Annotated in this window: 24 protein-coding genes; 3 read left to right on the top strand and 21 right to left on the bottom strand. The window is 38.2% G+C overall.

What is annotated here, in order from left to right:
• Nucleotides 1-12: 12 nt before the first annotated feature.
• The 16 genes from HJC33_RS10410 to recR form a co-directional block, all read right to left on the bottom strand.
• Complete coding sequence (locus HJC33_RS10410) at nucleotides 13-1,635, bottom strand: Gfo/Idh/MocA family protein (RefSeq protein WP_171658762.1); 1,623 nt, start codon at nucleotides 1,633-1,635, stop codon at nucleotides 13-15.
• On the bottom strand, nucleotides 1,632-2,120 hold the full coding sequence (locus HJC33_RS10405; RefSeq protein WP_171658761.1) for a DoxX family protein: 489 nt from the start codon (nucleotides 2,118-2,120) through the stop codon (nucleotides 1,632-1,634). Before HJC33_RS10405 ends, HJC33_RS10410 begins: the two co-directional genes overlap by 4 nt.
• Nucleotides 2,121-2,221: 101 nt before the next feature.
• Nucleotides 2,222-3,529 (bottom strand): 30S ribosomal protein S12 methylthiotransferase RimO, encoded by a 1,308-nt coding sequence (gene rimO / locus HJC33_RS10400; RefSeq protein ID WP_171658760.1) that lies wholly within the window; start codon nucleotides 3,527-3,529, stop codon nucleotides 2,222-2,224.
• A 76-nt stretch (nucleotides 3,530-3,605) separates the two neighbouring features.
• Nucleotides 3,606-4,466 carry a DUF2911 domain-containing protein gene (locus HJC33_RS10395; RefSeq protein ID WP_171658759.1) on the bottom strand — a complete coding sequence of 287 codons (861 nt, stop codon included), beginning with the start codon at nucleotides 4,464-4,466 and terminating at the stop codon, nucleotides 3,606-3,608.
• Between the two features lie 4 nt (nucleotides 4,467-4,470).
• Nucleotides 4,471-5,241, bottom strand: coding sequence for a hypothetical protein (locus HJC33_RS10390; protein ID WP_171658758.1), 771 nt, complete (start codon nucleotides 5,239-5,241; stop codon nucleotides 4,471-4,473).
• A gap of 11 nt (nucleotides 5,242-5,252) precedes the next feature.
• On the bottom strand, nucleotides 5,253-6,209 hold the full coding sequence (gene ftsY, locus HJC33_RS10385) for a signal recognition particle-docking protein FtsY (protein WP_171658757.1): 957 nt from the start codon (nucleotides 6,207-6,209) through the stop codon (nucleotides 5,253-5,255).
• 179 nt (nucleotides 6,210-6,388) lie between these two features.
• Nucleotides 6,389-6,541 carry a DUF4295 domain-containing protein gene (locus HJC33_RS10380; protein ID WP_106148004.1) on the bottom strand — a complete coding sequence of 51 codons (153 nt, stop codon included), beginning with the start codon at nucleotides 6,539-6,541 and terminating at the stop codon, nucleotides 6,389-6,391.
• A 43-nt stretch (nucleotides 6,542-6,584) separates the two neighbouring features.
• Nucleotides 6,585-6,767 carry a 50S ribosomal protein L33 gene (gene rpmG, locus HJC33_RS10375; protein ID WP_073181589.1) on the bottom strand — a complete coding sequence of 61 codons (183 nt, stop codon included), beginning with the start codon at nucleotides 6,765-6,767 and terminating at the stop codon, nucleotides 6,585-6,587.
• Between the two features lie 18 nt (nucleotides 6,768-6,785).
• Nucleotides 6,786-7,013, bottom strand: a complete 228-nt coding sequence (gene rpmB, locus HJC33_RS10370) for a 50S ribosomal protein L28 (protein WP_116185924.1) — start codon at nucleotides 7,011-7,013, stop codon at nucleotides 6,786-6,788.
• Between the two features lie 73 nt (nucleotides 7,014-7,086).
• Nucleotides 7,087-8,334, bottom strand: coding sequence for a competence/damage-inducible protein A (locus tag HJC33_RS10365; protein ID WP_171658756.1), 1,248 nt, complete (start codon nucleotides 8,332-8,334; stop codon nucleotides 7,087-7,089).
• Entirely contained in the window at nucleotides 8,335-8,673 is a 339-nt protein-coding gene (locus HJC33_RS10360; RefSeq protein ID WP_171658755.1) for an Hpt domain-containing protein, read from the bottom strand. It abuts the gene before it with no gap.
• Nucleotides 8,673-9,284, bottom strand: coding sequence for a fumarylacetoacetate hydrolase family protein (locus HJC33_RS10355; RefSeq protein WP_171658754.1), 612 nt, complete (start codon nucleotides 9,282-9,284; stop codon nucleotides 8,673-8,675). The genes HJC33_RS10360 and HJC33_RS10355 overlap by 1 nt, the downstream gene beginning before the upstream one ends.
• A gap of 23 nt (nucleotides 9,285-9,307) precedes the next feature.
• Nucleotides 9,308-10,084 carry a 3'-5' exonuclease gene (locus HJC33_RS10350; RefSeq protein WP_171658753.1) on the bottom strand — a complete coding sequence of 259 codons (777 nt, stop codon included), beginning with the start codon at nucleotides 10,082-10,084 and terminating at the stop codon, nucleotides 9,308-9,310.
• A gap of 8 nt (nucleotides 10,085-10,092) precedes the next feature.
• On the bottom strand, nucleotides 10,093-10,875 hold the full coding sequence (locus tag HJC33_RS10345; RefSeq protein WP_171658752.1) for a carboxylesterase family protein: 783 nt from the start codon (nucleotides 10,873-10,875) through the stop codon (nucleotides 10,093-10,095).
• 66 nt (nucleotides 10,876-10,941) lie between these two features.
• Nucleotides 10,942-12,291 (bottom strand): dihydrolipoamide acetyltransferase family protein, encoded by a 1,350-nt coding sequence (locus HJC33_RS10340; RefSeq protein WP_171658751.1) that lies wholly within the window; start codon nucleotides 12,289-12,291, stop codon nucleotides 10,942-10,944.
• 94 nt (nucleotides 12,292-12,385) lie between these two features.
• The gene (recR, locus tag HJC33_RS10335; RefSeq protein WP_171658750.1) at nucleotides 12,386-13,006 is read right to left on the bottom strand and encodes a recombination mediator RecR; all 621 of its coding nucleotides are present in this window, start codon (nucleotides 13,004-13,006) and stop codon (nucleotides 12,386-12,388) included.
• A gap of 77 nt (nucleotides 13,007-13,083) precedes the next feature.
• On the opposite strand from recR, the gene HJC33_RS10330 reads away from it, so the two are divergent.
• The gene (locus tag HJC33_RS10330; RefSeq protein WP_171658749.1) at nucleotides 13,084-14,556 is read left to right on the top strand and encodes a sodium:solute symporter; all 1,473 of its coding nucleotides are present in this window, start codon (nucleotides 13,084-13,086) and stop codon (nucleotides 14,554-14,556) included.
• Here the strand turns inward: HJC33_RS10330 and HJC33_RS10325 are convergent.
• Nucleotides 14,553-14,912, bottom strand: a complete 360-nt coding sequence (locus HJC33_RS10325) for a CoA-binding protein (protein WP_171658748.1) — start codon at nucleotides 14,910-14,912, stop codon at nucleotides 14,553-14,555. The genes HJC33_RS10330 and HJC33_RS10325 overlap by 4 nt on opposite strands.
• Nucleotides 14,913-15,247: 335 nt before the next feature.
• Here HJC33_RS10325 and HJC33_RS10320 point away from each other — a divergent pair, with 335 nt between their 5' ends.
• Nucleotides 15,248-17,698 (top strand): TonB-dependent receptor, encoded by a 2,451-nt coding sequence (locus HJC33_RS10320; protein ID WP_171658747.1) that lies wholly within the window; start codon nucleotides 15,248-15,250, stop codon nucleotides 17,696-17,698.
• Between the two features lie 99 nt (nucleotides 17,699-17,797).
• Here HJC33_RS10320 and HJC33_RS10315 read toward each other — a convergent pair whose 3' ends face one another.
• From HJC33_RS10315 to HJC33_RS10300, 4 genes are all read right to left on the bottom strand, one after another.
• A complete protein-coding gene (locus tag HJC33_RS10315) occupies nucleotides 17,798-18,337 on the bottom strand; it encodes a pyridoxamine 5'-phosphate oxidase family protein (RefSeq protein ID WP_171658746.1) in 540 nt (179 codons plus the stop codon).
• 1 nt (nucleotide 18,338) lies between these two features.
• A complete protein-coding gene (locus tag HJC33_RS10310; RefSeq protein WP_171658745.1) occupies nucleotides 18,339-19,346 on the bottom strand; it encodes a 3-oxoacyl-ACP synthase III family protein in 1,008 nt (335 codons plus the stop codon).
• Between the two features lie 97 nt (nucleotides 19,347-19,443).
• Complete coding sequence (locus HJC33_RS10305; protein WP_171658744.1) at nucleotides 19,444-20,754, bottom strand: ABC1 kinase family protein; 1,311 nt, start codon at nucleotides 20,752-20,754, stop codon at nucleotides 19,444-19,446.
• 6 nt (nucleotides 20,755-20,760) lie between these two features.
• The gene (locus tag HJC33_RS10300; RefSeq protein ID WP_171658743.1) at nucleotides 20,761-21,417 is read right to left on the bottom strand and encodes a TetR family transcriptional regulator C-terminal domain-containing protein; all 657 of its coding nucleotides are present in this window, start codon (nucleotides 21,415-21,417) and stop codon (nucleotides 20,761-20,763) included.
• 334 nt (nucleotides 21,418-21,751) lie between these two features.
• Between HJC33_RS10300 and htpG the strand changes: the two genes are divergently transcribed.
• On the top strand, nucleotides 21,752-23,638 hold the full coding sequence (htpG, locus tag HJC33_RS10295; RefSeq protein WP_171658742.1) for a molecular chaperone HtpG: 1,887 nt from the start codon (nucleotides 21,752-21,754) through the stop codon (nucleotides 23,636-23,638).
• Nucleotides 23,639-23,665: the final 27 nt, after the last annotated feature.

The following is a 23,665-nucleotide window of genomic DNA, read 5'->3' as shown; positions in this document are numbered from 1 at the left end:
TCATCACAATCTTCAACCTATAAAACTTTCCTCCTTTTGTACACCCCAATTTTCATTGGCCAATAGAACTTGGTCAAAATCTACTCCTTCAATAGGTTTTAACAGCTCTTTTTCCAAGTCCCATTCAATTTTCCTGCCCAACTTCCAAGAAAGTCCAGCCATGTGGGCTGCAATTGCTTCTTCAAATCCTTCTTTGATACCACAGCTTACTTTGCCTCCGTTTTTAATAACACTCAACCATTCCCGCATATGTAAAAATGTAGAATCAACCCGTACACCATCAATATAGGTCCACATGAGCCCTTTGTCCGCAAAATACTGGGAAGTTGCCGAAGATATGGCATCTGGCACATTGGCAGCAGGATTGTATTGATAAATGGGAATATTGGGCCTCATTTTTTCAGCTTCCAACAAATCAGCATATTTGGTGGATGCACCATCAGGCCATACGGTTAATTTATTGCCCAATTCCATAGTAGCATCGTGCCCCATTAAAATTGTTGGTCTACCGAAGGCATTACCAAGATTGGCACTGTAACAAAATGTCATACCCTTTTCCTTGCCTTTAACCTGACTGCTTCCCGTACTGAAATTGGGAAACTCCATATTTACTTGAAGTACATCTGGTACATTTCTTCCGTCATTGTGTGTGTAAATACCACCTGAAGAACTAACAGACTCTGGTATCCCCATATTAAGAACGCAGTTTAAACGATCGTAATCATGGCTTAACAGATCCCCGGATAAACCAGAACCATAGGACCACCATTTACGCCATCTAAAAAAATGGTTCTTATTGAAAGAAACTTTGGGCGCAGAGCCTAAAAACTGTTCCCAATCTATGGTCTGAGGATTGGCCTTTTCATGAATATCATAATTCCATGCACCATTATCATCATTTCTGTTGGTATTGGTTTGAATTAGCGAAACATGGCCCAATGTGCCTTTTTCAACAATATCCTTTGCCGTACTGAAGCTAAGTGTTTGTCTGTGTTGGTGTCCAACAGCAAAAATCGCCTTGGATTTTTCCGCAGCTTCACGCAATCTATAGGTTTCTTCTACCGTGTGGGTCATAGGTTTTTCAACATACACATGAACATTGTTGTTCAAAGCTTCAATGGCCATGGGTGCATGCCAATGGTCTGGGGTAGCAATTACAACAGCTTCAACATCACCACTTTCAATCATTTCTGTGTAGGTAGTGTATCTTTTTAATTGGTTTTCAGGAGTTGAAAAAGATGCAATCGCCTTTTCGGCCCTAACATCAAACACATCGCATACGCCAACAAGCTTTACATTGAGTTTATCTTGCTTTAAAAAATCTTCCAAAGCCCTGTTATTAGGATCTTCTTCCGCTTCCAACCGCATTTCTTCTTTCCATTCTTCTGTTGCAAAACCCAAAGATCTGCAAAGCTGCTCGCCTCTAATACCAAAACCAATGATTCCTACCTTTACTGGTTCACCAGTGATTTCTGGAACTGTAGGTGGCAACGAAGGCCTAATGTTCAACTGCTCCAAAATTTCCAATCGTTCTTTTTTACTACTTGCGGCACTTGCTCCTCCAGCCCACCAAACGGCTCCAAGAATTGGGAGTCCTCCCAGACCTTTCAATAAATCTCTTCTAGTCCATTTCATGATTTTTCAATTTTGAGCGATTGTTGTTTTTTTAAATATCCAAGCCCGAAGAAGTGACCGGTTGGGTAGTTGTAAATCAAAACACAAGCTACCAATTCAATAAGGTTCTTGTTCACAAACCAATAATTCCCTTCTACATTGAGTTGCGCCAACCATGGAAATGATGGATGCGCAAAATAATATAGTGCCAAAAGTCCAATTCCAACTAATGCACCAATGCGTTCAAAAACACCCAAAATAAGAGTGATGCCTACCACTAAAAGGGCTACAATATTCAAAATATCAATCCATCCTATAATGGAGGGGTTTGTGAGTACCGAAAAAAAAGGTTTTAAGGGGCCTTGGGCCGAAGCCAAATAGCCAAAGGAAGTCCATTCTGGATTGTACATTTTGATTACACCTTCGTATAAGAAATGCCAACCGATAAAAATCCGCAACAAGGTAATGCTGATTTTCACCTTCCTGTCATCTGTTTTGTTGACCATGATAGAGAAGATTTTGATTTAAATTTAGCGAAATCAAAACTAAACTCTACTAGCAAAAGGAACTATGATATATATCAGAATAAAACTTAACCCTTTGTTTTCTAGATAGAAACAGGAACTCCGTACAAATCAAAATCTGTAGCTTCGGTGATTTTTAAATTTACGAAATCACCAACCTTCACATAATGTTTTGTGGCATCAATCAACACTTCATTGTCCACATCTGGGGAGTCATACTCTGTTCTTCCCACAAAGTGGTTGCCCTCTTTGCGATCTATAAGGCAACGGAAAGCCTTTCCTATTTTCTCTTGGTTGAGTTCCCAAGATATCTGGGACTGTATTTCCATAATCTCATTCGCCCGCTCTTGTTTTACTTCTTCGGGCACATCATCTTCAAGAGAATAGGCATGGGTGTTTTCCTCGTGACTGTATGTGAAACAACCCAAACGTTCAAATCGCATTGCTTTGACCCAATTTTTAAGCGTTTCAAAATCCTCCTCTGTCTCCCCTGGGTATCCTACAATTAAGGTAGTACGAATGGTCATATTAGGAACCATTTCCCTAAAATCCTGTAACAATCGAGTGGTTTTTGCTTGAGTAGTACCCCTTCTCATACTTTTTAGAATAGGGTCAGCAATATGCTGCAGAGGTATATCTATATAATTACAGATTTTTGACTCGTTACGCATTACTTCCAAAACATCCATGGGGAAGCCCGTTGGAAAAGCATAATGTAATCTTATCCATTCAATTCCTTCAACCTGAACAAGAGCTTTTAAGAGTTCTGCCAGGTTTCTTCTTTTATAGAGATCTAATCCATAATAGGTTAAATCTTGAGCAATCAAAATGAGTTCTTTTACGCCTTTTGCGGCCAACTTTTCTGATTCTAGAACCAATTCCTCTATAGGCTTACTTTTATGTTTACCACGCATCAACGGAATGGCACAAAAAGAACAGGGACGGTCGCACCCCTCAGCAATCTTGAGATAAGCATAGTTTTTTGGAGTGGTCGTTAAGCGTTCCCCCAATAATTCATGTTTGTAATCAGCCCCTAAAGCTTTTAACAAGTTGGGAAGGTCACTTGTCCCAAAATATTCATCCACATTTGGAATTTCTTTCTGCAAATCTGGTTTATATCGTTCACTGAGACATCCCGAAACAAAAACCTTATCTACTTCACCTGCCTCCTTTTTTTGAACATATTCCAAAATGGTGTTTACACTCTCCTCTTTGGCATTGGCTATAAATCCACAGGTATTGATGACCACAATATTGCCCTCTTCCTCATGAACCACCTCTTTTCCACTGGCTTTGAGTTGTCCCATCAACACTTCTGAGTCATACACATTTTTACTACAACCGAGTGTGACTACGTTGATTTTATTCTTTTTAATCGATTTTGTCCGCATAGTTTTGATAAATGGTCTGCAAAAGTACAAAAGTTAGTTCCACCTCAAATCTTTGGACTATTTTCTAAGGAAAATGCTAATTTCTGAGCAAAAAAGCTTTCCATTTTTCAATGTTTTTTTGGTTCATCCGAACAAACTCATCCTTTTCCAAATCTAAAGCTATTTGCAAGGATTTTTCAGCCGAAACTATAGCAGATTCATAATCGCCCAAAGCAGCCTCTACCAATGATTTCACCCTATGAAAATAATACGTGTCACCACCCAGTTTTAATGCAGTATTGAGGTAAGCCAAGGCCTTTTCATAATTTTCACCTTGTTCTTGTAGATAGCGAGCTGCTTCATAATAGGTTTGTGCAGTAGGGTTTTCAGTTAGTTGTTTTGCTATCTCAGTTTCCATTTGGGCATGGGTATCTACAACAAAAGGGATATTTACAAGAGTATTGGCCCATATCAATTGCATGTTGGTAGAATTATGGGTGATGGAATCAAAAGCAATTAGAAAATTCTCCTGATGATATGATATTTGTTGGGGAATGACTTTTATTCTAAATAAATCTTCTTTCGGGTTATACTTTTTTCGCCCATCTCCCCAATGTTTAGTATTGGTATGAAATGCCACTTGCCAATTTGAAGCCTCAGGAAATGCATATAACGCATAAGTTCCCTTGGGCAAAGTGTTTCCCATAACCTTCATGTCTGAACTAACTGTAATTTTGGTTGATTCATTGGCACCAACGCGCCAAATGCGACCATAAGGCACTAAATTCCCGAAAATTTCTCGCCCCCGTGCTGCTGGTCGGGAATATTCCACCGTCATTTTAGATAACCCAACCTCCTGTTCTACTTTTGAAAAAGGACTTGCTTTGGGATGGGCTATCTGAGCTTGAATTTGGGATGAAATCAAAAGCAGCACTACAAAAAATAAACGAAAAGACATTTTACTATTTTTTGGTCCCCAAAAGATACAAAACTACTCCGGGACCGGACTTTTCCCTCCCAATTTCCCAGTTGTAGGAATCGGAATTCTCCAGATTTTCCACTAAAGCTTCCATTTCTTTTACGGAATATGTTCTTAGTGAGGACACCACCCCGTCCCACAACACAAATAAGGGAACAATGGGAATGAGATAGGTAAAAATCAATCTTCCCCATTTAAAAGGCCTAATAAAAGGGGTAGTCAGCAATACACTGATAGGAGAAAATAACATGGCCACTATACTGGGAAGGCTTCGCTCCTGGGCTTCAAAAATCCCTATACCACAACCAGTATCTACTGCATTTTGCAAGATTTTTTGGGCATCCTGTGGTCTAAAATGATGTAGAGATAAAAACTGTGTCCTAAATCCTTTTAAATGGGTAGGAACTTGTCTGGCATCAACAGGGGATTCCTCAAATTCAAAGTTGTCTGCTTGCTGTTTGCTGAATTTAAAAGCCTCTAGATTAGGATAGTAATCCGTGAGAGTGATTTTTAGTTCTGGAATGGTCTTTCTCAATTCTGAATTCAACCACAACAATCCACCTCCCCCACCTGAAGCTAAATCCACAATATGGTTGGTTGCACTGGCTTGAAGTCCACTTTCAAGGATAGGCAATGCAGGTTTGTATAATTCGGTTTTATTAGAAAGAAACTGCAAGAAATCCGTACCATAGTCCCGAAGAAATTTTGGGAACCATTTTTGGTCTTCAAATTCGAACAGATGAATTCTACCCATTTTAATGAGAATCAAACTTTAAAAAAAGAATCCACAAACTCATATTTGTTAAACACCTGAAGGTCTTCAATACCTTCTCCTACTCCAATGTACTTCACTGGAATTTGAAATTGGTCAGAAATACCGATTACCACTCCTCCTTTTGCGGTACCATCCAACTTGGTCACGGCCAAACTGGTAACCTCGGTTGCTTTTGTAAATTGTTTGGCCTGTTCAAATGCATTTTGACCCGTAGAACCATCCAATACCAATAGCACATCATGTGGTGCATCAGGCACTACTTTTTGCATGACCCGTTTCACCTTGGAAAGTTCATTCATCAAATTGACTTTGTTATGCAGTCGCCCAGCAGTATCCACTAAAACAACATCGGCATTTTCTGCTACTGCAGAGTTCAACGTATCAAAAGCCACTGAAGCTGGGTCACTGCCCATTTTTTGTTTGATGATGGGAATGCCCACACGATCCGCCCAGACCTGTAATTGATCAATGGCAGCCGCTCTAAACGTATCAGCAGCACCTAAAACCACTTTTAGGCCTTGATTTTTAAATTGATATGCCAGTTTACCAATAGTTGTGGTCTTGCCTACTCCATTGACCCCAACCACCATGATAACATAAGGTTTTTTATCTGTAGGAATCACAAACTCCGTTTCTTCACCCACGTGGGTTTCAGAAAGAAGACCAGCAATTTCTTCACGCAGAATGGTATTGAGCTCTTCGGTGCCCATGTATTTGTCCCGGGAAACCCGCTCTTCAATTCTATCGATAATCTTTAGGGTAGTATCCACACCAACATCTGAAGAAACCAGCACTTCCTCCAAATTGTCCAAAACGTCGTCATCTACCTTGGACTTTCCGGCAACTGCCTTGCTTAACTTGCCCAAAAAACTGGATTTGGACTTTTCCAGCCCCTTGTCCAAGGTCTCTTTTTTGTCTTTTGAAAATATATTTTTGAATAAACTCATTGGATGTGCATCAATCGAAATTCAAAGATAGGAAAGTAAGGGGAGTTTTGTTAAACCAAATGTAGAGCTAAATTACACCTATAGAGTGAATAACCCATAAAATGTTGATGGGTTCGGTGAAAATAAACCAACAAAAAAGCCGCTCTAGAGCGGCTTGATATATTATTTCGTTAAAGTGCTTACTTCTTGTTCAACCACTCGTTGACCAATTCTGGAGCCATAACAGACTCTACAAAAGTATAAGCTCCAGTTTTAGGAGACTTTACCATTTTTATGGCCTTGGTCAATCTTTTGGATGATGATTGAAGTGTTGCTACTGTTTTCTTTGCCATGGCTAAATTATTATTACCTGAATCTTACTTTGTAAAATCCTAATTATTTAATTTCCTTGTGAATGGTCATACGCTTTAGAATAGGATTGAATTTTTTAATCTCCATTCTATCTGGCGTGTTCTTTTTGTTCTTTGTAGTAATGTACCTAGATGTACCTGGCATGCCAGAGTCTTTGTGCTCTGTGCACTCCAAAATTACTTGTATTCTATTTCCTTTCTTTGCCATTGTACCGTTCTTAACCTACTATTTTTTGGAATTGATTTCCTTTAAAACAGCTGAGATTCCTTTTTTATTGATGATTTTCAATCCTCTGGATGAAACGTTTAAGGTCACCCAACGATCCTCTTCAGGGATGTAGAACCTTTTCTTGGAAATGTTTACATCAAACCTTCTCTTGGTCTTATTGATGGAGAAGGAAACATTGTTCCCGAACATCACCTTTTTTCCTGTAACTTCACAAACTTTAGACATTTCCCTAACTTTTGAGTGATTTTATTGAGGCTGCAAATTTATAGCATTTTGACGGGACGGACAAAATTCTTTTTCAGAAATTTAAAATTTCTTTCAAGAGCAGTTCAAATGCTTTGTGTACGGACTTCTGAACAACACGTTCTCTATGCCTTCCCATACTAAATTCTTGGGCAAATGTATGTTGGGGAGTGCTAATTGCAATAAAAACTGTTCCAACATCTACATCAGAATCTCCTTTTGTTGGGCCAGCATTACCGGTAGTTGCAATAGCAAAATCTGTATCCAAGATGTTCTTGGCATTACGGGCCATGGCAACTGCCACTTCTTCACTTACTACTGAATATTTTTCAATTATATCCTCGGAAACACCCAAAAGCTTAATTTTTGTTTCCGTAGCATAACTTACCACACTACCCTTAAAATAATTGGAAGCTCCCGGAATAGCTGTCAATTGTTCTGCTATCCTACCTCCCGTAAAACTCTCTGCAGTAGCCAAGGTCATTTGTTTACGGGTAAGCAACTTCGCTATTTGGTTTTCTATGGACTCATCTTCCTCTTCCCCATAAATGATATCTCCAATTAAGGGATAGAGCTTTTTTGTCTGGGTTTCAATACCTGCAGTCAATGTTGTTTTATCATTGCCTTTGGCCGTAAGTCTTAATCTTACCTTTCCCAAGTTAGGCAGGTAGGCCAATTTTATGAAATGCGGTAAATTATCCTCCCAATCCTCAATTTTTTCAGCAATCGCACTCTCTCCCAGACCATAGGTCATAATTGTCTTATGCACAATATGCGGGCGGTCATATTCCTTAATTATTTGAGGTAAAACCGATGTGGTAATCAGGTTTTTCATTTCAAAAGGTACACCCGGCAGAGAAACAAAAGCAGTATTTCCCTTTTTCATCCATAATCCAGGCGCGGTACCAAAAGCATTAGGAAGTACCATTGCCTTGGAAGGAACCAATGCTTGCTGCCGATTCATGTCTGATATAGGTGTGGATATGTATTTCTTAAAAAGTTCCTCAATATGTTTTAAGACCGTATCATCTTGAACCAATTGGTCATTCATAAACTCACACAGGGTATGCTTGGTAATATCGTCTTTTGTAGGACCCAATCCCCCGGTAATAATTACCACTGATGAACGCTTACCTGCAGTTTCCAAGGCATCCAAAATATGGTCATGGTCATCTTGCACCGAGGTGATTTGATAGACCGAAACTCCAATTTTGTTCAATTCCTTGGCAATAAATGCTGAATTGGAATCTACAATCTGACCTATGAGAATCTCATCCCCAATGGTGATGATTTCTGCTTGCATTTATAAGTCGAAGTCTTTTTTGAGTTCTCCTATTACTTGGAGTACATCCTTTTTAAGTAGGGGGAATTTTTCCTCTATATCAGCAATGCTAGCATCATTCTTTCCCATAGTTTCAATCTCCAAGGCTATTGCCCTTGTCTGTTCCATTCCCAACAAATCTACATTGGGCTTGATCTTGTGCGCCAACTTGTACACATTTTCATAATCCCTATCATTGATGGCTTTTTCCAAACCTTCCAAATCTTCAGGGACTTCATCTAAAAAAACAGAAATAACAGAAAGCACAAAATCTTGATCTCCTTCCGCCATTTCGTTAATCTTGTCGAGGCTGTAAATCATTATTTCACATTAATTTCAAAAAGCTGCTCACCTTCGAGCATACCAGAAAGGTAATCATTTGGACTTACTTTACCAACACCTGAAGGGGTGCCAGTATAAAGAATATCTCCCTTTTTGAGCATAAAATAGGTAGAAACATGAGCAATTAACTGATCTATCTTCCACAACATCAAGGAGGTATTTCCCTCTTGTACTATTTCTCCATTTTTCACCAAAGAAAAGTTGATATTGTCAACACTTTCGTACAGGTGTTTTGGCATCCACTTACCTACCACTGCGGCACCATCAAAACCTTTGGCTTTTTCCCAAGGCAATCCTTTCTCTTTTAATTGGGATTGTAGGTCACGAGCGGTAAAATCTATCCCCAAGCCTATCTCATCATAATATTTATGGGCAAATTCCTTGGCAATGTGTTTCCCCACCTTTTTTATTTTGACCAGAACCTCCACTTCATAATGGACATTGTTCGAAAACTCTGGAATGTAGAAATCCTGCTCCTTAGGAAGCACAGCGGAATCTGGTTTAATAAAAACTACTGGTTCTTTTGGTCGTTCATTATCTAGTTCATCGATATGGGCAGCATAGTTCCTGCCAATGCAAATCAACTTCATCGTTCACACTCTTAATTAATGTATTATTTCATTTTTGTATTGAGCTTGCTCAGTTTTATCTGGGTAAGAACCTTTTTGGTGTACAACGGAAAATCTGCATTCAAAATCCAGCCAAAGTAACCTGGTTCGTTCTCCAAAACCTCATCCACAGTTTTCCCTTTGTGTTTTCCAAAAGCAAAAATGGGCTGGTCATTTTCATCGACCCCGATAAACCCTGCAAAGTCCAAAGATTGCTTTCTTGTGGTAAATTCTGATAATTTCTTCACATTGTTCTCCAATTCCGGATACCTATCCAATTGCGACAAAAGCACTTCATATGTTGCAATAGTATCTGCCTCTGCACTATGTGCATCTTCCAATTTTTTATCACAATAGAATTTGTAAGCGGCTTCCAAGGTTCTTTTTTCCATTTTATGGAAAATCGTCTGAACATCCACGGATAACATTTTTTTCATATCGAAATCCACTTCGGCCCTCAACATTTCCTCTGCCAACAATGGAATGTCAAACCTATCAGAATTATATCCGGCCAAATCGCTATCCTTTATCATTTTATAGATTTCTTTGGATAGTTGTTTGAATGTTGGTTCGTTGGCTACCTTTTCATTGGAAATACCATGTACGGCAATAACTTCTGGCGGGATGGTCATTTCTGGGTTTACCAACCAAGTTTTGCTTTCCTTGTTTCCATTGGGATGGATTTTAAGAATGGAAATTTCGACAATTCTGTCTTTGGCCACATTGGTGCCAGTGGTTTCCAAATCAAAAAAGCATAGGGGCTTTGTAAGTTGTAACTGCATTTAAATTATTATTTGGATTTAGAAAATAGCCAAGGAATCAATTCTGGTTCTGCAAAAGCATTGTCCCAGCTATTGTGCCCCACTCCCTGGTATACTGAATATTTTACATTGATGTTTTCATTTTTCATGGCCTTTACCATTTGCGCCGAATACTTTTCTGGCACCACCTGATCTGCATCTCCGTGAAAAACCCACCAATCCAACTTTTTGAGTCTCTTACTTATTTTTGGATTGGCTCCTCCACATATTGGAAACGCCGCGGCAAACAGTTTGGGATTTCTTCTTACAATTTCGAATGTTCCCATCCCACCCATGGAGAGACCCCCCACATAGATTTTCTTCTTATTTAGCTTATACGTTTTTTTCAAATGTTTCAAAAGTCCCTCCACCAATACCAAATCTTCGGTTGGTTCTGCATCTTCATAATAAATGAACTTGCGGTTTGGAATTTCTCCTTCCACTTTAATTTTTGCCCAATAACTATTCTTAGCACACTGAGGAAAAACCACAATTGCAGGATATTTACTCCTTATCTCTTCCTTTAGGAACAAACTGGAACCATGCACCAATTGAGATTCATTATCATTACCTCTTTCCCCCGCTCCGTGCAAAACAAGAATTAAAGGATATTTTACAGATGGATCGTAGTCTTTGGGCAATAACATTCGATACGGCAGAGTGCCCCCATCCATTTCAAAAGTTAATTTTTGATACTGGGAAGAGTCTTGTGACCTACCGTACATAAAGCAAAAAAGTAATATAAATAGGTTGAATGAGGTAAAAAACTTCATGAATTGATGAATTGGTTTCAACCTCTAAATTAACAATAGTAAAAAGAATATAGGGGCTTTTTGGGGTTAGATTTCCCTATTTATGTCCCAAGCTTCAAGATAATCAGCCACTGCTTTCACAAACATGCCACCCAAGGCACCATTTACCACTCTATGATCATAGCTGTGGGAGAGAAACATTTTACTACGAATACCTATATATTCCCCTTGATCAGTTTCAATAACTGCAGGTATCTTTCTTATGGCACCCAAGGCCAAAATACCTACCTGAGGCTGATTGATGATAGGAGTTCCAAACACACTTCCAAAACTACCCACATTGGTCACTGTGTAGGTACCATCTTTTACCTCATCTGGTTTTAAAGCATTGTTTCGCGCCCTATTGGCCAAATCATTTACCGTCTTGGCCATACCCACCAAATTCAGCTGATCGGCATTTTTGATCACTGGAACTATTAAGTTACCATCTGGTAAAGCAGCTGCCATACCCAGATTAATACTTTTCTTTTTAATGACCTTGTCCCCGTCCAAAGAAATATTCATCATAGGGTATTTTTTAAGGGCCATCGCTATGGCTTCCATAAAGATTGGAGTGAAGGTAAATTTTTCACTTTCTCTTTCCTCAAAAGCTTTTTTAACCTTATTTCTCCAGTTTACCACATTGGTTACATCTACCTCAACAAAACTCTGTACATGTGCGGAAGTAGCAATACTGTCTGTCATATGCTGGGCAATAAGTTTACCCATACGCGTCAACGGGATTATTTCGTCGCCATCTACAACTGGAATTGGAGATGGAGTTGCCTTTGGTTTTTCCGTCACAGGTTGAGGGATATCCACTGCTGCGACTTGTTTTACTTCAGTTGAAGGTACAGGGCCATTACCATTGGTGCTCCGATTTTCTATAAATGCCTTGATATCGTTTTTGGTAACTCTACCTTCCTTTCCCGTACCTATAATGGCTTCCAATTCTTCCATGGAAACCCCTTCTTCTTTGGCAATATTCTTCACCAAGGGCGAATAAAATCGTTCTGAGCTTGAAAAGTTAGCTGCCGGAGATGCAACAGTTTCTTTAACAGCTGCCATTTGGGTCACCAATTCCTTTACCGGTTCTTCAACAATATCCTCTAGGATTTCAACAGTATCTGAACCATTAGCTGTAACCCCAGCACTACCCTCTGTTTGAATAACGGCAACCACTTCACCCACTTTTATCACATCATCAACATCAAATCTTTTTTCCAACAACACTCCTTCTACCTCACTGGGAACTTCTGAATCCACCTTATCCGTGGCAATCTCAAAAACTGCCTCATCCAACTCAATAGCATCCCCTACTTCCTTGAGCCAAGTAGTCAATGTTGCTTCTGCAACACTCTCTCCCATCTGCGGTAACTTCAATTCAAATTTTGACATATTCTTATCTAACGATGTAATATTGACTTATGTTTTGCAAAAATAATAAAGAAATAGACTGATTTTTAATTTTAATTCACAAATTAGTAATTTCTCAACTTGCTTTGATAGAGCTCTCAAAAGGTACCCGGTTCAAAATACTTCTTCCTAATGTTACCTCATCCGCATATTCCAATTCATCACCAACTGAAATACCCCTGGCAATGGTAGAAGTGGTAACTTCCAAATTTTCCAACTGTCGATAGATATAAAAATTGGTCGTATCTCCTTCCATAGTGGAACTGAGTGCAAATATCAATTCTTTTATCGAACCATCTTTCACCCGCTGTATTAAAGATGGGATGTTCAAATCTTGTGGCCCCACTCCCTCCATAGGAGAAATTTTTCCGCCCAACACATGATATAACCCATTGTACTGCGATGTGTTTTCAATGGCCATTACATCCCTTATATCTTCAACAACACAAACTAGGGATTCGTTACGTTTGGGATTTACACAAATTTCGCATAGCTCCGTATCAGAAATATTGTGGCACTTTTTACAGAAATTCACCTCTCCTTTTAACTTTACCAATGCATCAGTCAACAAATTGGTCCGCTCTTCTGGTTGTTTCAATAAATGAAGAACAAGACGCAAAGCTGTTCGCTTACCGATACCCGGTAGTTGCGACATTTCATTGACCGCATTTTCCAAAAGCTTTGATGAAAACTCCATAGTACAAAAGTATGTGGTAAAATTACGATTTTACAGTTACCTATTTACTTTTGTACATTGCAAATCAAATTCAACGTATGTCCTCCGCACAAATCCTTTTGTTAATAGGTGCCTATTTTGTGGTACTTATGATTATCTCCTATTTCACCGGAAAAAACGACTCCAACTCCGACTTTTTTAAGGCCAGTAAACAATCGCCTTGGTATTTGGTTGCCTTTGGCATGGTTGGAGCATCTCTTTCTGGAGTCACCTTCATATCTGTACCTGGCTGGGTCAACGATTCCCAATTCAGTTATATGCAGGTGGTTTTGGGGTATCTTTTTGGTTATTTTGTGGTGGCCTATGTGCTGTTGCCCTTGTACTATAAATACAATCTCACCTCAATTTATGAATATTTACTAGACCGTTTTGGCACCGTAAGTCATAAAACTGGAGCTTTTTTCTTCTTTATTTCTAGAGTTTTGGGCGCTGCATTTAGATTGTATCTTGTTGCCATTGTTTTGCAACAATTTGTCTTTGATGATTTGGGCGTTCGGTTTGAACTTACCGTTGTGATATCTATTCTGTTGATTTGGATCTATACCAATAAAGGTGGCATTAAAACTATTGTTTGGACTGATACTCTACAAACGCTTTTTATGATTTTAGCGGTTGTACTTTCCATCATTTTGATAAATAAGGAACTTGGATGGAGCTTTGGAGAGTTTCTGGCCTCTGAGGAGTTAAAAGCCTATGATAAATTTTTGTTTACGGATAGCCTGATGGATAGAAACCATTTCCTTAAATCTTTTATAGGAGGAATGTTCGTTACCATTTGTATGACAGGATTGGATCAAGATATGATGCAAAAGAACCTCACCTGTAAGTCATTGAAAGATGCACAAAAAAACATGGTTTCTTTTAGCGTTGTACTGGTCGGCGTCACCTTTTTGTTCATGTTGTTGGGCGCATTGCTTTATATTTTTGCAAGCAAAAATGGTATTACTGTCCCTTTGATGGACGGTAAACCCAAAACCGATCTTCTATTTCCTGAAATAGCTTTGAATAGTGGATTGGGCCTCACCTTGGCCATTACATTTATGTTGGGGTTAATTGCCGCGGCCTACAGTAGCGCAGATAGTGCATTGACATCATTGACCACTTCTTTCTGTGTGGACTTTTTAAGCATCGACAAAAAAAGTGATACTGAACAAAAAAAGGTAAGGAAACGTACCCATATTGTCATGAGTTTGGTATTGATCGTTGTCATCATTGCCTTCAAATATATCTTGAGCAGTAATGTAATTGACAGTCTTTTAACTGTTGCTGGTTACACCTACGGACCACTTTTAGGGCTTTTTGCTTTTGGCATTTTCACAAAGCATGAAATAAAAGATGCTTATGTGTGGGTTATCGCCTCAATTTCAGTCGTTATCATAGCAACCATAGCCAACATTCCATCTTCTTACCTAGGTGGGTATGTTATGGGATATGAACTACTACCTTTAAATGGTCTATTGACTTTTATTGGCTTATGGCTCATCAGAAAAAATGGTGAAGAAAAAGCTTAGTATTGACCCGTAGCCAATAAAACTAAAGTGCACGCTTCCTCTGCTTGAATACCATTATTTTTAAGTATGCTGTAAAACTCTGGGTTTTCAGTACCGGGGTTAAAAATGACCCTTCGTGGTTTCAGCTCTATTATTGTTTGATAGTATTCCTGTTGTATTTTTGGATTGAGATATAGCGTTATGGTATCAATATCTTTAAAACCATTCAAATCGTTTTGTATTTCAACCCCATCAACAACTCCTTCTTTATGACCAAAAGCTACGGTATCAATCTTATTTTCAACTAAGCGACGGACCGCCAAATTGCTATATTTGTAAGGTTTTACGGATACTCCGAAAACAAGTGTCTTAATCATATGTTAATTTAACTGTTAAATCGATTCAAAGATTGTAACTAATCCGAAAAAAACTCGTCTATTGTCCTATAGTTTTAATCATTGGTAAGACTGTATTTTTTTATAGTTAATGGTTAGTGTTTAGTATAGCTTATCAATGTAATAGCCCTAGCGGAAACGCTGGGGCTTCTTCTTTTTATTTTTCCCACTTTTTTGTCCATTTGTATACCGCTGCCTTACAAATACTTACCAATCATTTTGCTGTTAAAAAATGTTAAACTCATTTTTAGTTGTAACATTTCTGTAACTGAACAGTCTAGTAGACATCATCAATCAAATCAAAAAACGAACAAATCATGAAAAAGGTATTCTTACTTTTCACACTGCTTTTATGCAGTATTTTTTCCATTAATTTATCAGCCAACAATACAGATATCGTTTACGGATCTGTTTCTGGTAAAGTTGTGGACAACACCTTAAACCAGCCAGTGGCCTATGCCGCTATTGTTGTTAAATCCTCAGATGGTACCGAAACTGTTACAGGAAGTATCACTACTGATGATGGAAATTTTGAAATCAAAAAATTGGCAGAAGGGTCTTATATTCTCGAAGTTCAATTTATTGGATATAAAACCCATTCCCAAAAACTGGAAATCACTAAAAACAACAGAAATGTTAAAGTGGGCACCATTACATTGATGGAAGAAGCTGAAAATCTTGAGGAAGTTGAGCTGGTGGCGGAACGTACTACCATAGAACAGCGCGTTGACCGTAAAGTCATTAATGTAGGAAAGGATTTGACCACTGCAGGAGCCACAGCATCAGATATTATGAACAATATACCTTCTGTAAATGTTGATGCCCAGACTGGAGATATCAGTTTACGCGGTAACTCCAATGTAAGGGTCATGGTAGATGGAAAACTTTCAAATGTTCCAGTAGCACAATTGCTAAGACAGATTCCATCAACCTCAATCAAGTCCATTGAATTGATCACCAACCCTTCTGCCAAATATAATCCAGAGGGAATGAGCGGTATAATTAATATAGTGTTGCATAAAAATGCCAATATTGGGTTCAACGGTAACATCAACTTAGGACTTACCCAAGCAATTGAGGCCAAATTCAACAGCTCTATTGATCTGAACTATAGAAATGGCAAGTTCAACTTTTACGGAAACTATGGAAACAACATAGGTAAATATGTAAATGATGGAACCATATTCAGATTAGACGAAAATTCACTACAAGATTTTGACTTCTTCAACAATCATAAATCACATTTGTACAAGCTTGGGGTTGACTTCTACTTGAACGATAAAAACACCATTTCTTTCTTTACCAATCAAAATATTTTTGATGGAAAAGGTGAAGGTATTACAGAGGTAACCTATAATGAGGATTTGGCAAGAAACGTGACCCAATTTTTTAACGATGAGAGTGAAAACACCAGCGAACAATACAACTTTGATTATAAGTTAGATTTTGGTAAAGAAGGGCACAATATTGAATTAGAGGTAGATCATAACATCTTTGATAGTGGGCAAGATGCCAACTTTAGGTCTATTGGAACTACTTTGTTCCCAGATTATATGGATTTTGTAGATACAGAACGTACCCAGACCATCGCCAATCTGGATTATGTGAATCCTCTGGACAGCATTTCCAAATTGGAGCTTGGCTTGGAATCCAGAAACTTTGAGACCAATGTGGATTATTCGTCCACGGGACTTTCGTTCAATTCAAATGGAGATTTGATACCTACACCCAGTACTGATTTTGATTATAACATGGATATCTACTCAGCCTATGCTACTTTTAGTCAAAACCGGGGCAAATGGTCCTATCAAGTAGGGGCAAGAATTGAAAACGTAGAAGTTAAAGCGGATACCAACAGAATACGTTCTTTTACCGATAAGTACACAGAGATTTACCCATCCGCCTTTGTAACCTTCAGCCCAAATGAAAAAGACAAGATTCAGGTAAGTTATAGTAGAAGAGTAGATCGTCCCGGGTTGGATCAGGTGAATCCTATCAGGGAGTTTGCCACACCTTTGATTTCTTCTTTTGGAAACCCAAGTTTGGTGCCACAGTTCACCAATTCTTATGAAGCCAACTATACCAAACGCATTAAAAATGGAAGCATTACAGCTGGAGTTTTTTACCGTTCTATTTCAGATGAAATCAACAGGGCGGTTTATGTAGATCGATTGGATTTCAACAAACTGATCTTGACCTTTGACAATTTCGATGACACATCAGCCTATGGTTTTGAGGTTTCGACCAACTACAGACCTGCAAAATGGTGGAGCATTAATGGTAGTTTTGATTTGTTCTCGCAAACCCAAAGAGGTATTACGGAAAGCTTAAGTGGTGATAGCCCCAATCCTACTGAAAATGACATCATAATAGAAAATGTTGAAGTGGACAACACTGCTTGGAACCTACGCGTCAATAATAGTTTTACCGTGAACAAAAAATTGACATTACAAGCTTTCGGTTTCTACCGCGGTCAAAATAAAACAATACAGTTTACCGCCAAACCCATGTATTTTGTAAATCTTGGTGCCCGATACAACTTTGCACAAGGCAAAGGAACCGTTAGCTTCAATTACAATGATATTTTCAACACTATGCGTTTTGCCTTTGATGGAGAACGTCCTTATGCTCAAGAAGGCGGGTTCAATTGGGAAAGCAATAATGTTTATATAGGGATGTCCTATCGTTTTGGAAGTGGTAAAAATAGAGCCAAGCAACGAAAAAGAAGAGATAGCAACACCAAACAATCCGGTGGCGGTATCCTATAATAAAAAATTGGTATTCCTTGATTGAGTGTTGGTTGGTAAGTCTTTCAAGGTCTATCAATAAAAAGAACCCCGATTTCAAATGAAATCGGGGTTTTGTTTTTATTCCATATCAATTGGGTGACCATCCAGACTTACACGGTTCTTTTTGTCCCAATATTTCCTCAATCCGGTTTCACCTTGTTTTTCTGCCCAATTCACCAGTTCATTCCTGTGGTTCTTAAAATCCATAAGCGGCACTCCCATTCCGCATGAAATTTGTACCATTTCTACCTCAACATCCACCAATTGACGGCTACCAGCTATTTCAGGAAACAAATCAATATATTTTTTCCATAATTCACTTTTGTAGGGATACACTTTAGCTGTACCGTAAAGTCTTAAAATAATAGGGTCGCCTTCAAAAGCACAGAACATTATGGTTATTCGGTTTTTATGGGCCAAATGCACCGCTGTTTCGTTTCCACTTCCTGTAAGATTGAGCCAGATTACACGATTTTCATCTAACACCCTAAGCGAATCCAATCCTTTGGGAGAAAGATTTACAGAACCTTCTTCCATAGCAGTGGCTACAAAAAAGACCTGTTGCTTTTTGATAAAATTGATTAATGAAGGATTTAATCCTTTTAATTTACTGCCCATGCTACCATTTAATTATGGCACTACCCCAAGTAAATCCACTACCAAAGGCCGCAAGTACCACTAAATCTCCCTCTTTGATTTTTCCTGCTTGCCATGCTTCGGTCAAAGCAATGGGTATGGAAGCTGCTGTCGTATTTCCATAACTCATGATGTTATTAAATACCTGGTCATCGGAAAGACCAAATTTTTTCTGTATAAACTGCGAAATGCGAAGGTTGGCTTGATGCGGAATCAACATATCAATATCTTGAGGTCCCAAACCGTTGGTTTGAAGCCCTTCCATAATAACCTCGCTAAAGCGAACAACTGCATTTTTGAAGACAAATTGACCATTCATATAAGGAAAATAAGAGGTGTCCTCTGGGTCATTATCTTTAATGATATCATTGACCCATCTTTTCCCCATTCCTGGAGCAATCAAAGAAAGTTCTTCTGCATGTTGCCCTTCTGAATGCAAGTGGGTAGATAAAATTCCTTTTTCATTATTTTCTTCTCGGGAAAGCACTGCAGCACCAGCCCCATCTCCAAAAATTACCGAAACAGCCCTACCACGGGTAGTCATATCCAAGCCATGCGAATGCAGTTCTGACCCTATGACCAAAACATTTTTGTACATGCCACTTTTTACATACTGATCAGCAACAGAAACTCCATAAACAAAACCGGAACATTGATTTCTTATATCCAAAGCTCCAATAGTATCCAAGCCTAAATCTCGCTGTACCAAAACTCCAGGACCAGGAAAATAGTAATCGGGACTCAGCGTTGCGAAGATGATAAAATCGATATCATTTTTAGCAATACCGGCCGCTGCTATAGCTTTTTCGGCAGCTTTTACTCCCATGGAGGTAGTGGTATCGGTTCCTTTAATTACATGCCTTCTTTCTTTGATACCTGTTCGTTCCTGAATCCATTCATCATTGGTATCCATTATTTTTGACAAATCGTCGTTCGTTACCACATTTTCAGGTACATAATACCCTAATCCCGATATTCTTGAATTGTACATTATACTATGCTTAGATAAAAAATTATATAAAAAACTAGCCGTTAATTAACGGAAAAGTAAAAAATATATTCAAAGAAGTAGGAATATACCAAGAAAATTAACCCAAGTACTTTTCAAACTCATTCACCTTAACCTTAGCTTTTAAGTCGTGAAGCAAGTTGAAAAGTCCAAAAAAAGTACGGTTCATGTATAAAAAGTGTTTAGAACCACGGTTTCCATTCATTTTTCTAATCTGTGGATCTTTGGAATATCGCTCGCTTAAATCAGCAATTTTGTTCCAGAATACATCATCACCAAAATCAAACTCTTCTTTATGGAATGGTGAAGTGAACAAAGTTAGCATTTCTTTAAAAAGGGCTTTAAAGAATTTAAGCTCCAATTCAGAATCGGTTGGAGTCAAAATTTCAAGCTCATACATTTTTTGCTCGAATACCTCTTCATTATTGATACTTTCCTCTTTGGCCAACTCAAAATAGGGTTTATAGAATTCTTCTGGGATTTCCTTGATACAACCAAAGTCAATTGCAATCAAAGTTTCATTATCACTCACTAAAAAATTCCCAGGGTGCGGGTCAGCATGCACTTTTCTGAGGTGATGTATCTGAAACATATAGAAATTCCAAAGGGCTTGCCCCAACTTATTCCCCAATTCTGGTGAGAAATCTATTTTTGCAAACTCACTCAAGTGCATTCCCCTCATCCAATCCATGGTTAAAATCCGCTCACTGGAAAGATTTTTATAATAGTTGGGAAATTCAATATTTGGAATAATGGCACATGCTTTTGTGATTTCTTCACTTCTCTGAAGCTCTAAAACATAATTAGTTTCCTCTACCAACTTATTTTCAACCTCTTTAAAATATTTTTCTGAATCCTTACCCTTTAGGTTGAACATTTTAATGGCGATTGGTTTAACTATGGCCAAATCACTACTGATACTTTCGGCAACACCTGGATATTGAATTTTAACTGCCAGTTCATTGCCATCTTTCTTTGCCCGATGTACCTGACCGATACTGGCCGCATTAACAGAGTCCTTTTCAAATGCATCAAAAATATCCTCAGGATATTTGCCCAAATACTTTTTGAAAGTTTTTCTAACCAAAGGAGCAGAAAGCGGAGGAACAGAAAACTGCGAAAGTGAAAATTTTTCAACGTAAGCCTGTGGTAACAGATTCTTTTCCATGCTCAGCATCTGGGCAACCTTGAGCGCACTCCCTTTCAGGCTTTTTAACCCATCGTAAATATCCTCAGCATTATCTTGATCCAACTCATCTTTAGAAGTCCCTGGGTTGACCAATTTCTTACCATAATATTTCACATAGTTCCCTCCAATCTTAACCCCTGTCTTGACCAATTTCCCGGCTCTTTCAATTTTTCCTGTGGGAATACTATCCAATGTCTTCATAGGCTGTTATGCAAAACTTTCTTTATATAGAAATTTCCCAAAGTCTATGATTTTTTCCAAAGGTGTATTTTCAAAGACCTGAAAAATAGTAGTCACAGATTTTTCAATGGCAATGTCCGTTTTTTCAAAACCGGGAGAACTATCCCCCATCCAAAACTTTAAGAGAAATAAAAATTGAAACCATGCACCCTCAGAAAATATTTGCGGACTCTGTTTCAAAATTTTAAGGTTTTTGTCACTATTGCGTTCTTCAATAAGTTCTGAGGCAAACTTTTTAATGCTTTTCCTTAAATCTTTAAGTTGAGAATGTCTCTCCATAGCATTATGATGTTCCTTCAATGCAAACAATACATAACTTCTATTGAGTGTCAACGCCTCAAAAAATGTAAAAAAGAAGGTCAGCATCTTATCCTCATTGCTCATACTGTCATAATCAGGATTTTTCTGCATAACCGACAAAGTATTCGCAAAAAATTGGTTCCAAATAGATTTCTGAAGACCTTCAAGAGAACCAAAGAAGGCATAAAACTCCTCTTCACCTACTGAGTTTTCTTTACAAAATTTAAAAACAGATTTGGGAACAGTTTCATTCTCCAAAACATAGTTCATGTATAATTCGATAATTTTCTCTTGGGTGACCTTTGAAGTAGCTGACTTTGCCATAATGTTTACTGTTTCATCAAATTTACGGTACAAAAAACAATAAAAAGGTTAAGATTTCTTAAGATTTAAAAAGACAATGCACTTTCGGGCGAAAGTGCATTGTCAACAACCTAACCAATAAATAACAAAATTGATACTGAACTAAACTTGTTCATAGCAATTTTTCCTTTACACTACAAATATACAAATTTGTTTAATAAAAAATGTTATTGTTTAAACAAAAAGTGTTAAAATACATCCAAATCAACAAAAATTGTCTTCTGTGTCAGTTTGTCATACTTATAATGTCTGGTATTTTTTTTGTCATGTTCCAACAAAAGAAAACTAGAATAAAATGGCTACAGGTAAAATCAATGTTTCAGTAGAGAACATTTTTCCTCTAATTAAAAAATTCCTTTACAGCGACCATGAAATTTTCTTGAGAGAGCTAATTTCAAATGCTACGGACGCTACTTTAAAACTAAAGCATCTTACTTCCATAGGTGAAGCGAAAGTGGAATATGGAAATCCCATTATTGAGGTTAGAGTGGACAAGGACAATAAACGTATCCACATTATTGACCAAGGGATTGGGATGACAGAAGAAGAAGTTAAAAAATATATTAATGAAGTTGCCTTTTCTGGGGCCGAGGAATTCCTGGATAAATATAAAGATGCAGAAAAAGACTCAGGAATTATTGGCCATTTTGGGCTTGGATTCTATTCTGCATTCATGGTAGCAGAAAAGGTTGAGATCATTACCAAAAGTTTTAAGGAAGAGCCAGCTGTCCATTGGACTTGTGATGGCTCTCCAGAATTTACTTTGGAAGCTGCTACCAAAGAAGATAGGGGAACTGAGATCATCCTTCATGTTGCCGAAGATTCCACAGAGTTCTTGGAAGATGCCAAAATCAGGGAATTGCTTCAGAAGTATAATAAGTTTATGCCCATTCCCATTAAGTTTGGCACCAAAACGGAGACACTTCCAAAACCTGAAGGCGCAAAAGAAGAGGACCCCGCTCCTACCCAAGAGGTGGATGACATCATCAATAATCCAACTCCAGCTTGGACAAAACAACCAGCAGACCTAAAAGAAGAAGACTATAAAAACTTCTACAGGGAATTGTATCCCATGCAGTTTGAAGAGCCTTTGTTCAACATACATTTAAATGTAGATTATCCATTCAACTTGACCGGAATTCTTTATTTCCCCAAGCTGACCAACGACCTTAACATTCAAAAGGATAAAATCCAATTGTACCAAAATCAGGTATTTGTCACCGATAATGTTGAAGGGATTGTTCCTGAATTTTTGACCATGTTAAGAGGGGTCATTGATTCTCCAGACATTCCATTGAATGTATCCAGATCATATTTGCAAGCGGATGGTGCCGTAAAGAAAATTTCATCCTACATTACCAGAAAGGTTGCGGACAAACTGAATTCTCTTTTCAAAAACAATCGGGAGGATTTTGAACAAAAGTGGAACGACATTAAAGTAGTTATTGAATACGGTATGCTTTCCGAAGATAAATTCTTTGAAAAAGCAGAGAAATTTGCACTTTACCCCACTGTAGATGGTGAATTCTTCACTTTTGAAGAATTGGAAGCCAAGATTAAAGATACCCAAACCGATAAGGATGAAAAATTGGTGGTGTTGTATACTTCGGACAAAGAAGCACAACACAGTTATATTGAAGCGGCAAAAACCAAAGGTTATGAAGTATTGCTGATGGATTCCCCCATTATATCGCATTTGATGCAAAAATTGGAGACTTCCAAAGAGAAAATTTCTTTTGCCCGTGTGGATGCGGATCATTTGGACAATCTTATCAAAAAAGAAGACACCACAATTTCCAAACTATCCGATGAAGAAAAGGAAAAGTTAAAAGAAGAAATTGAAGGAGTCATCAGCGAAAAAGGGTACACCGTTCAAGTTGAAGCAATGGATAGCCAGACTTCTCCATTCATTATCACAGAACCTGAGTTTATGCGTCGTATGAAGGAAATGCAGCAGACCGGAGGTGGCGGTATGTTCGGTATGGGAAATATGCCAGAGATGTACAACCTCGTAGTGAACACCAACCACGAGTTGGTCAGTGAAATATTAAATACCAAAACTGCTAAAAAACGTGAACGCTTGATCAATCAATCCTTGGATTTGGCACGATTGTCCAAAGGACTATTGAAAGGTGAGGAACTCACTAAGTTCATAGCCAGAAGCTATGATATGATTAAATAAGTAAAATACTTTCTTTGAATTAAAAGA

The organism is Flagellimonas amphidinii (assembly GCF_013090115.1).
GTDB classification, from domain to species: domain Bacteria; phylum Bacteroidota; class Bacteroidia; order Flavobacteriales; family Flavobacteriaceae; genus Flagellimonas; species Flagellimonas amphidinii.
Note: the sequence above shows the minus strand (reverse complement) of the source record. Positions and strands in the feature narration are given on the sequence as shown.

Excerpts from the sequence above, each read along its gene's own strand:
- HJC33_RS10410 (WP_171658762.1), bottom strand. The coding sequence starts at position 1,635 with ATGAAATGGACTAGAAGAGATTTATTGAAAGGTCTGGGAGGACTCCCA.
- HJC33_RS10405 (WP_171658761.1), bottom strand. The coding sequence starts at position 2,120 with ATGGTCAACAAAACAGATGACAGGAAGGTGAAAATCAGCATTACCTTG.
- rimO (WP_171658760.1), bottom strand. The coding sequence starts at position 3,529 with ATGCGGACAAAATCGATTAAAAAGAATAAAATCAACGTAGTCACACTC.
- HJC33_RS10395 (WP_171658759.1), bottom strand. The coding sequence starts at position 4,466 with ATGTCTTTTCGTTTATTTTTTGTAGTGCTGCTTTTGATTTCATCCCAA.
- HJC33_RS10390 (WP_171658758.1), bottom strand. The coding sequence starts at position 5,241 with ATGGGTAGAATTCATCTGTTCGAATTTGAAGACCAAAAATGGTTCCCA.
- ftsY (WP_171658757.1), bottom strand. The coding sequence starts at position 6,209 with ATGAGTTTATTCAAAAATATATTTTCAAAAGACAAAAAAGAGACCTTG.
- HJC33_RS10380 (WP_106148004.1), bottom strand. The coding sequence starts at position 6,541 with ATGGCAAAGAAAACAGTAGCAACACTTCAATCATCATCCAAAAGATTG.
- rpmG (WP_073181589.1), bottom strand. The coding sequence starts at position 6,767 with ATGGCAAAGAAAGGAAATAGAATACAAGTAATTTTGGAGTGCACAGAG.
- rpmB (WP_116185924.1), bottom strand. The coding sequence starts at position 7,013 with ATGTCTAAAGTTTGTGAAGTTACAGGAAAAAAGGTGATGTTCGGGAAC.
- HJC33_RS10365 (WP_171658756.1), bottom strand. The coding sequence starts at position 8,334 with ATGCAAGCAGAAATCATCACCATTGGGGATGAGATTCTCATAGGTCAG.
- HJC33_RS10360 (WP_171658755.1), bottom strand. The coding sequence starts at position 8,673 with ATGATTTACAGCCTCGACAAGATTAACGAAATGGCGGAAGGAGATCAA.
- HJC33_RS10355 (WP_171658754.1), bottom strand. The coding sequence starts at position 9,284 with ATGAAGTTGATTTGCATTGGCAGGAACTATGCTGCCCATATCGATGAA.
- HJC33_RS10350 (WP_171658753.1), bottom strand. The coding sequence starts at position 10,084 with ATGCAGTTACAACTTACAAAGCCCCTATGCTTTTTTGATTTGGAAACC.
- HJC33_RS10345 (WP_171658752.1), bottom strand. The coding sequence starts at position 10,875 with ATGAAGTTTTTTACCTCATTCAACCTATTTATATTACTTTTTTGCTTT.
- HJC33_RS10340 (WP_171658751.1), bottom strand. The coding sequence starts at position 12,291 with ATGTCAAAATTTGAATTGAAGTTACCGCAGATGGGAGAGAGTGTTGCA.
- recR (WP_171658750.1), bottom strand. The coding sequence starts at position 13,006 with ATGGAGTTTTCATCAAAGCTTTTGGAAAATGCGGTCAATGAAATGTCG.
- HJC33_RS10330 (WP_171658749.1), top strand. The coding sequence starts at position 13,084 with ATGTCCTCCGCACAAATCCTTTTGTTAATAGGTGCCTATTTTGTGGTA.
- HJC33_RS10325 (WP_171658748.1), bottom strand. The coding sequence starts at position 14,912 with ATGATTAAGACACTTGTTTTCGGAGTATCCGTAAAACCTTACAAATAT.
- HJC33_RS10320 (WP_171658747.1), top strand. The coding sequence starts at position 15,248 with ATGAAAAAGGTATTCTTACTTTTCACACTGCTTTTATGCAGTATTTTT.
- HJC33_RS10315 (WP_171658746.1), bottom strand. The coding sequence starts at position 18,337 with ATGGGCAGTAAATTAAAAGGATTAAATCCTTCATTAATCAATTTTATC.
- HJC33_RS10310 (WP_171658745.1), bottom strand. The coding sequence starts at position 19,346 with ATGTACAATTCAAGAATATCGGGATTAGGGTATTATGTACCTGAAAAT.
- HJC33_RS10305 (WP_171658744.1), bottom strand. The coding sequence starts at position 20,754 with ATGAAGACATTGGATAGTATTCCCACAGGAAAAATTGAAAGAGCCGGG.
- HJC33_RS10300 (WP_171658743.1), bottom strand. The coding sequence starts at position 21,417 with ATGGCAAAGTCAGCTACTTCAAAGGTCACCCAAGAGAAAATTATCGAA.
- htpG (WP_171658742.1), top strand. The coding sequence starts at position 21,752 with ATGGCTACAGGTAAAATCAATGTTTCAGTAGAGAACATTTTTCCTCTA.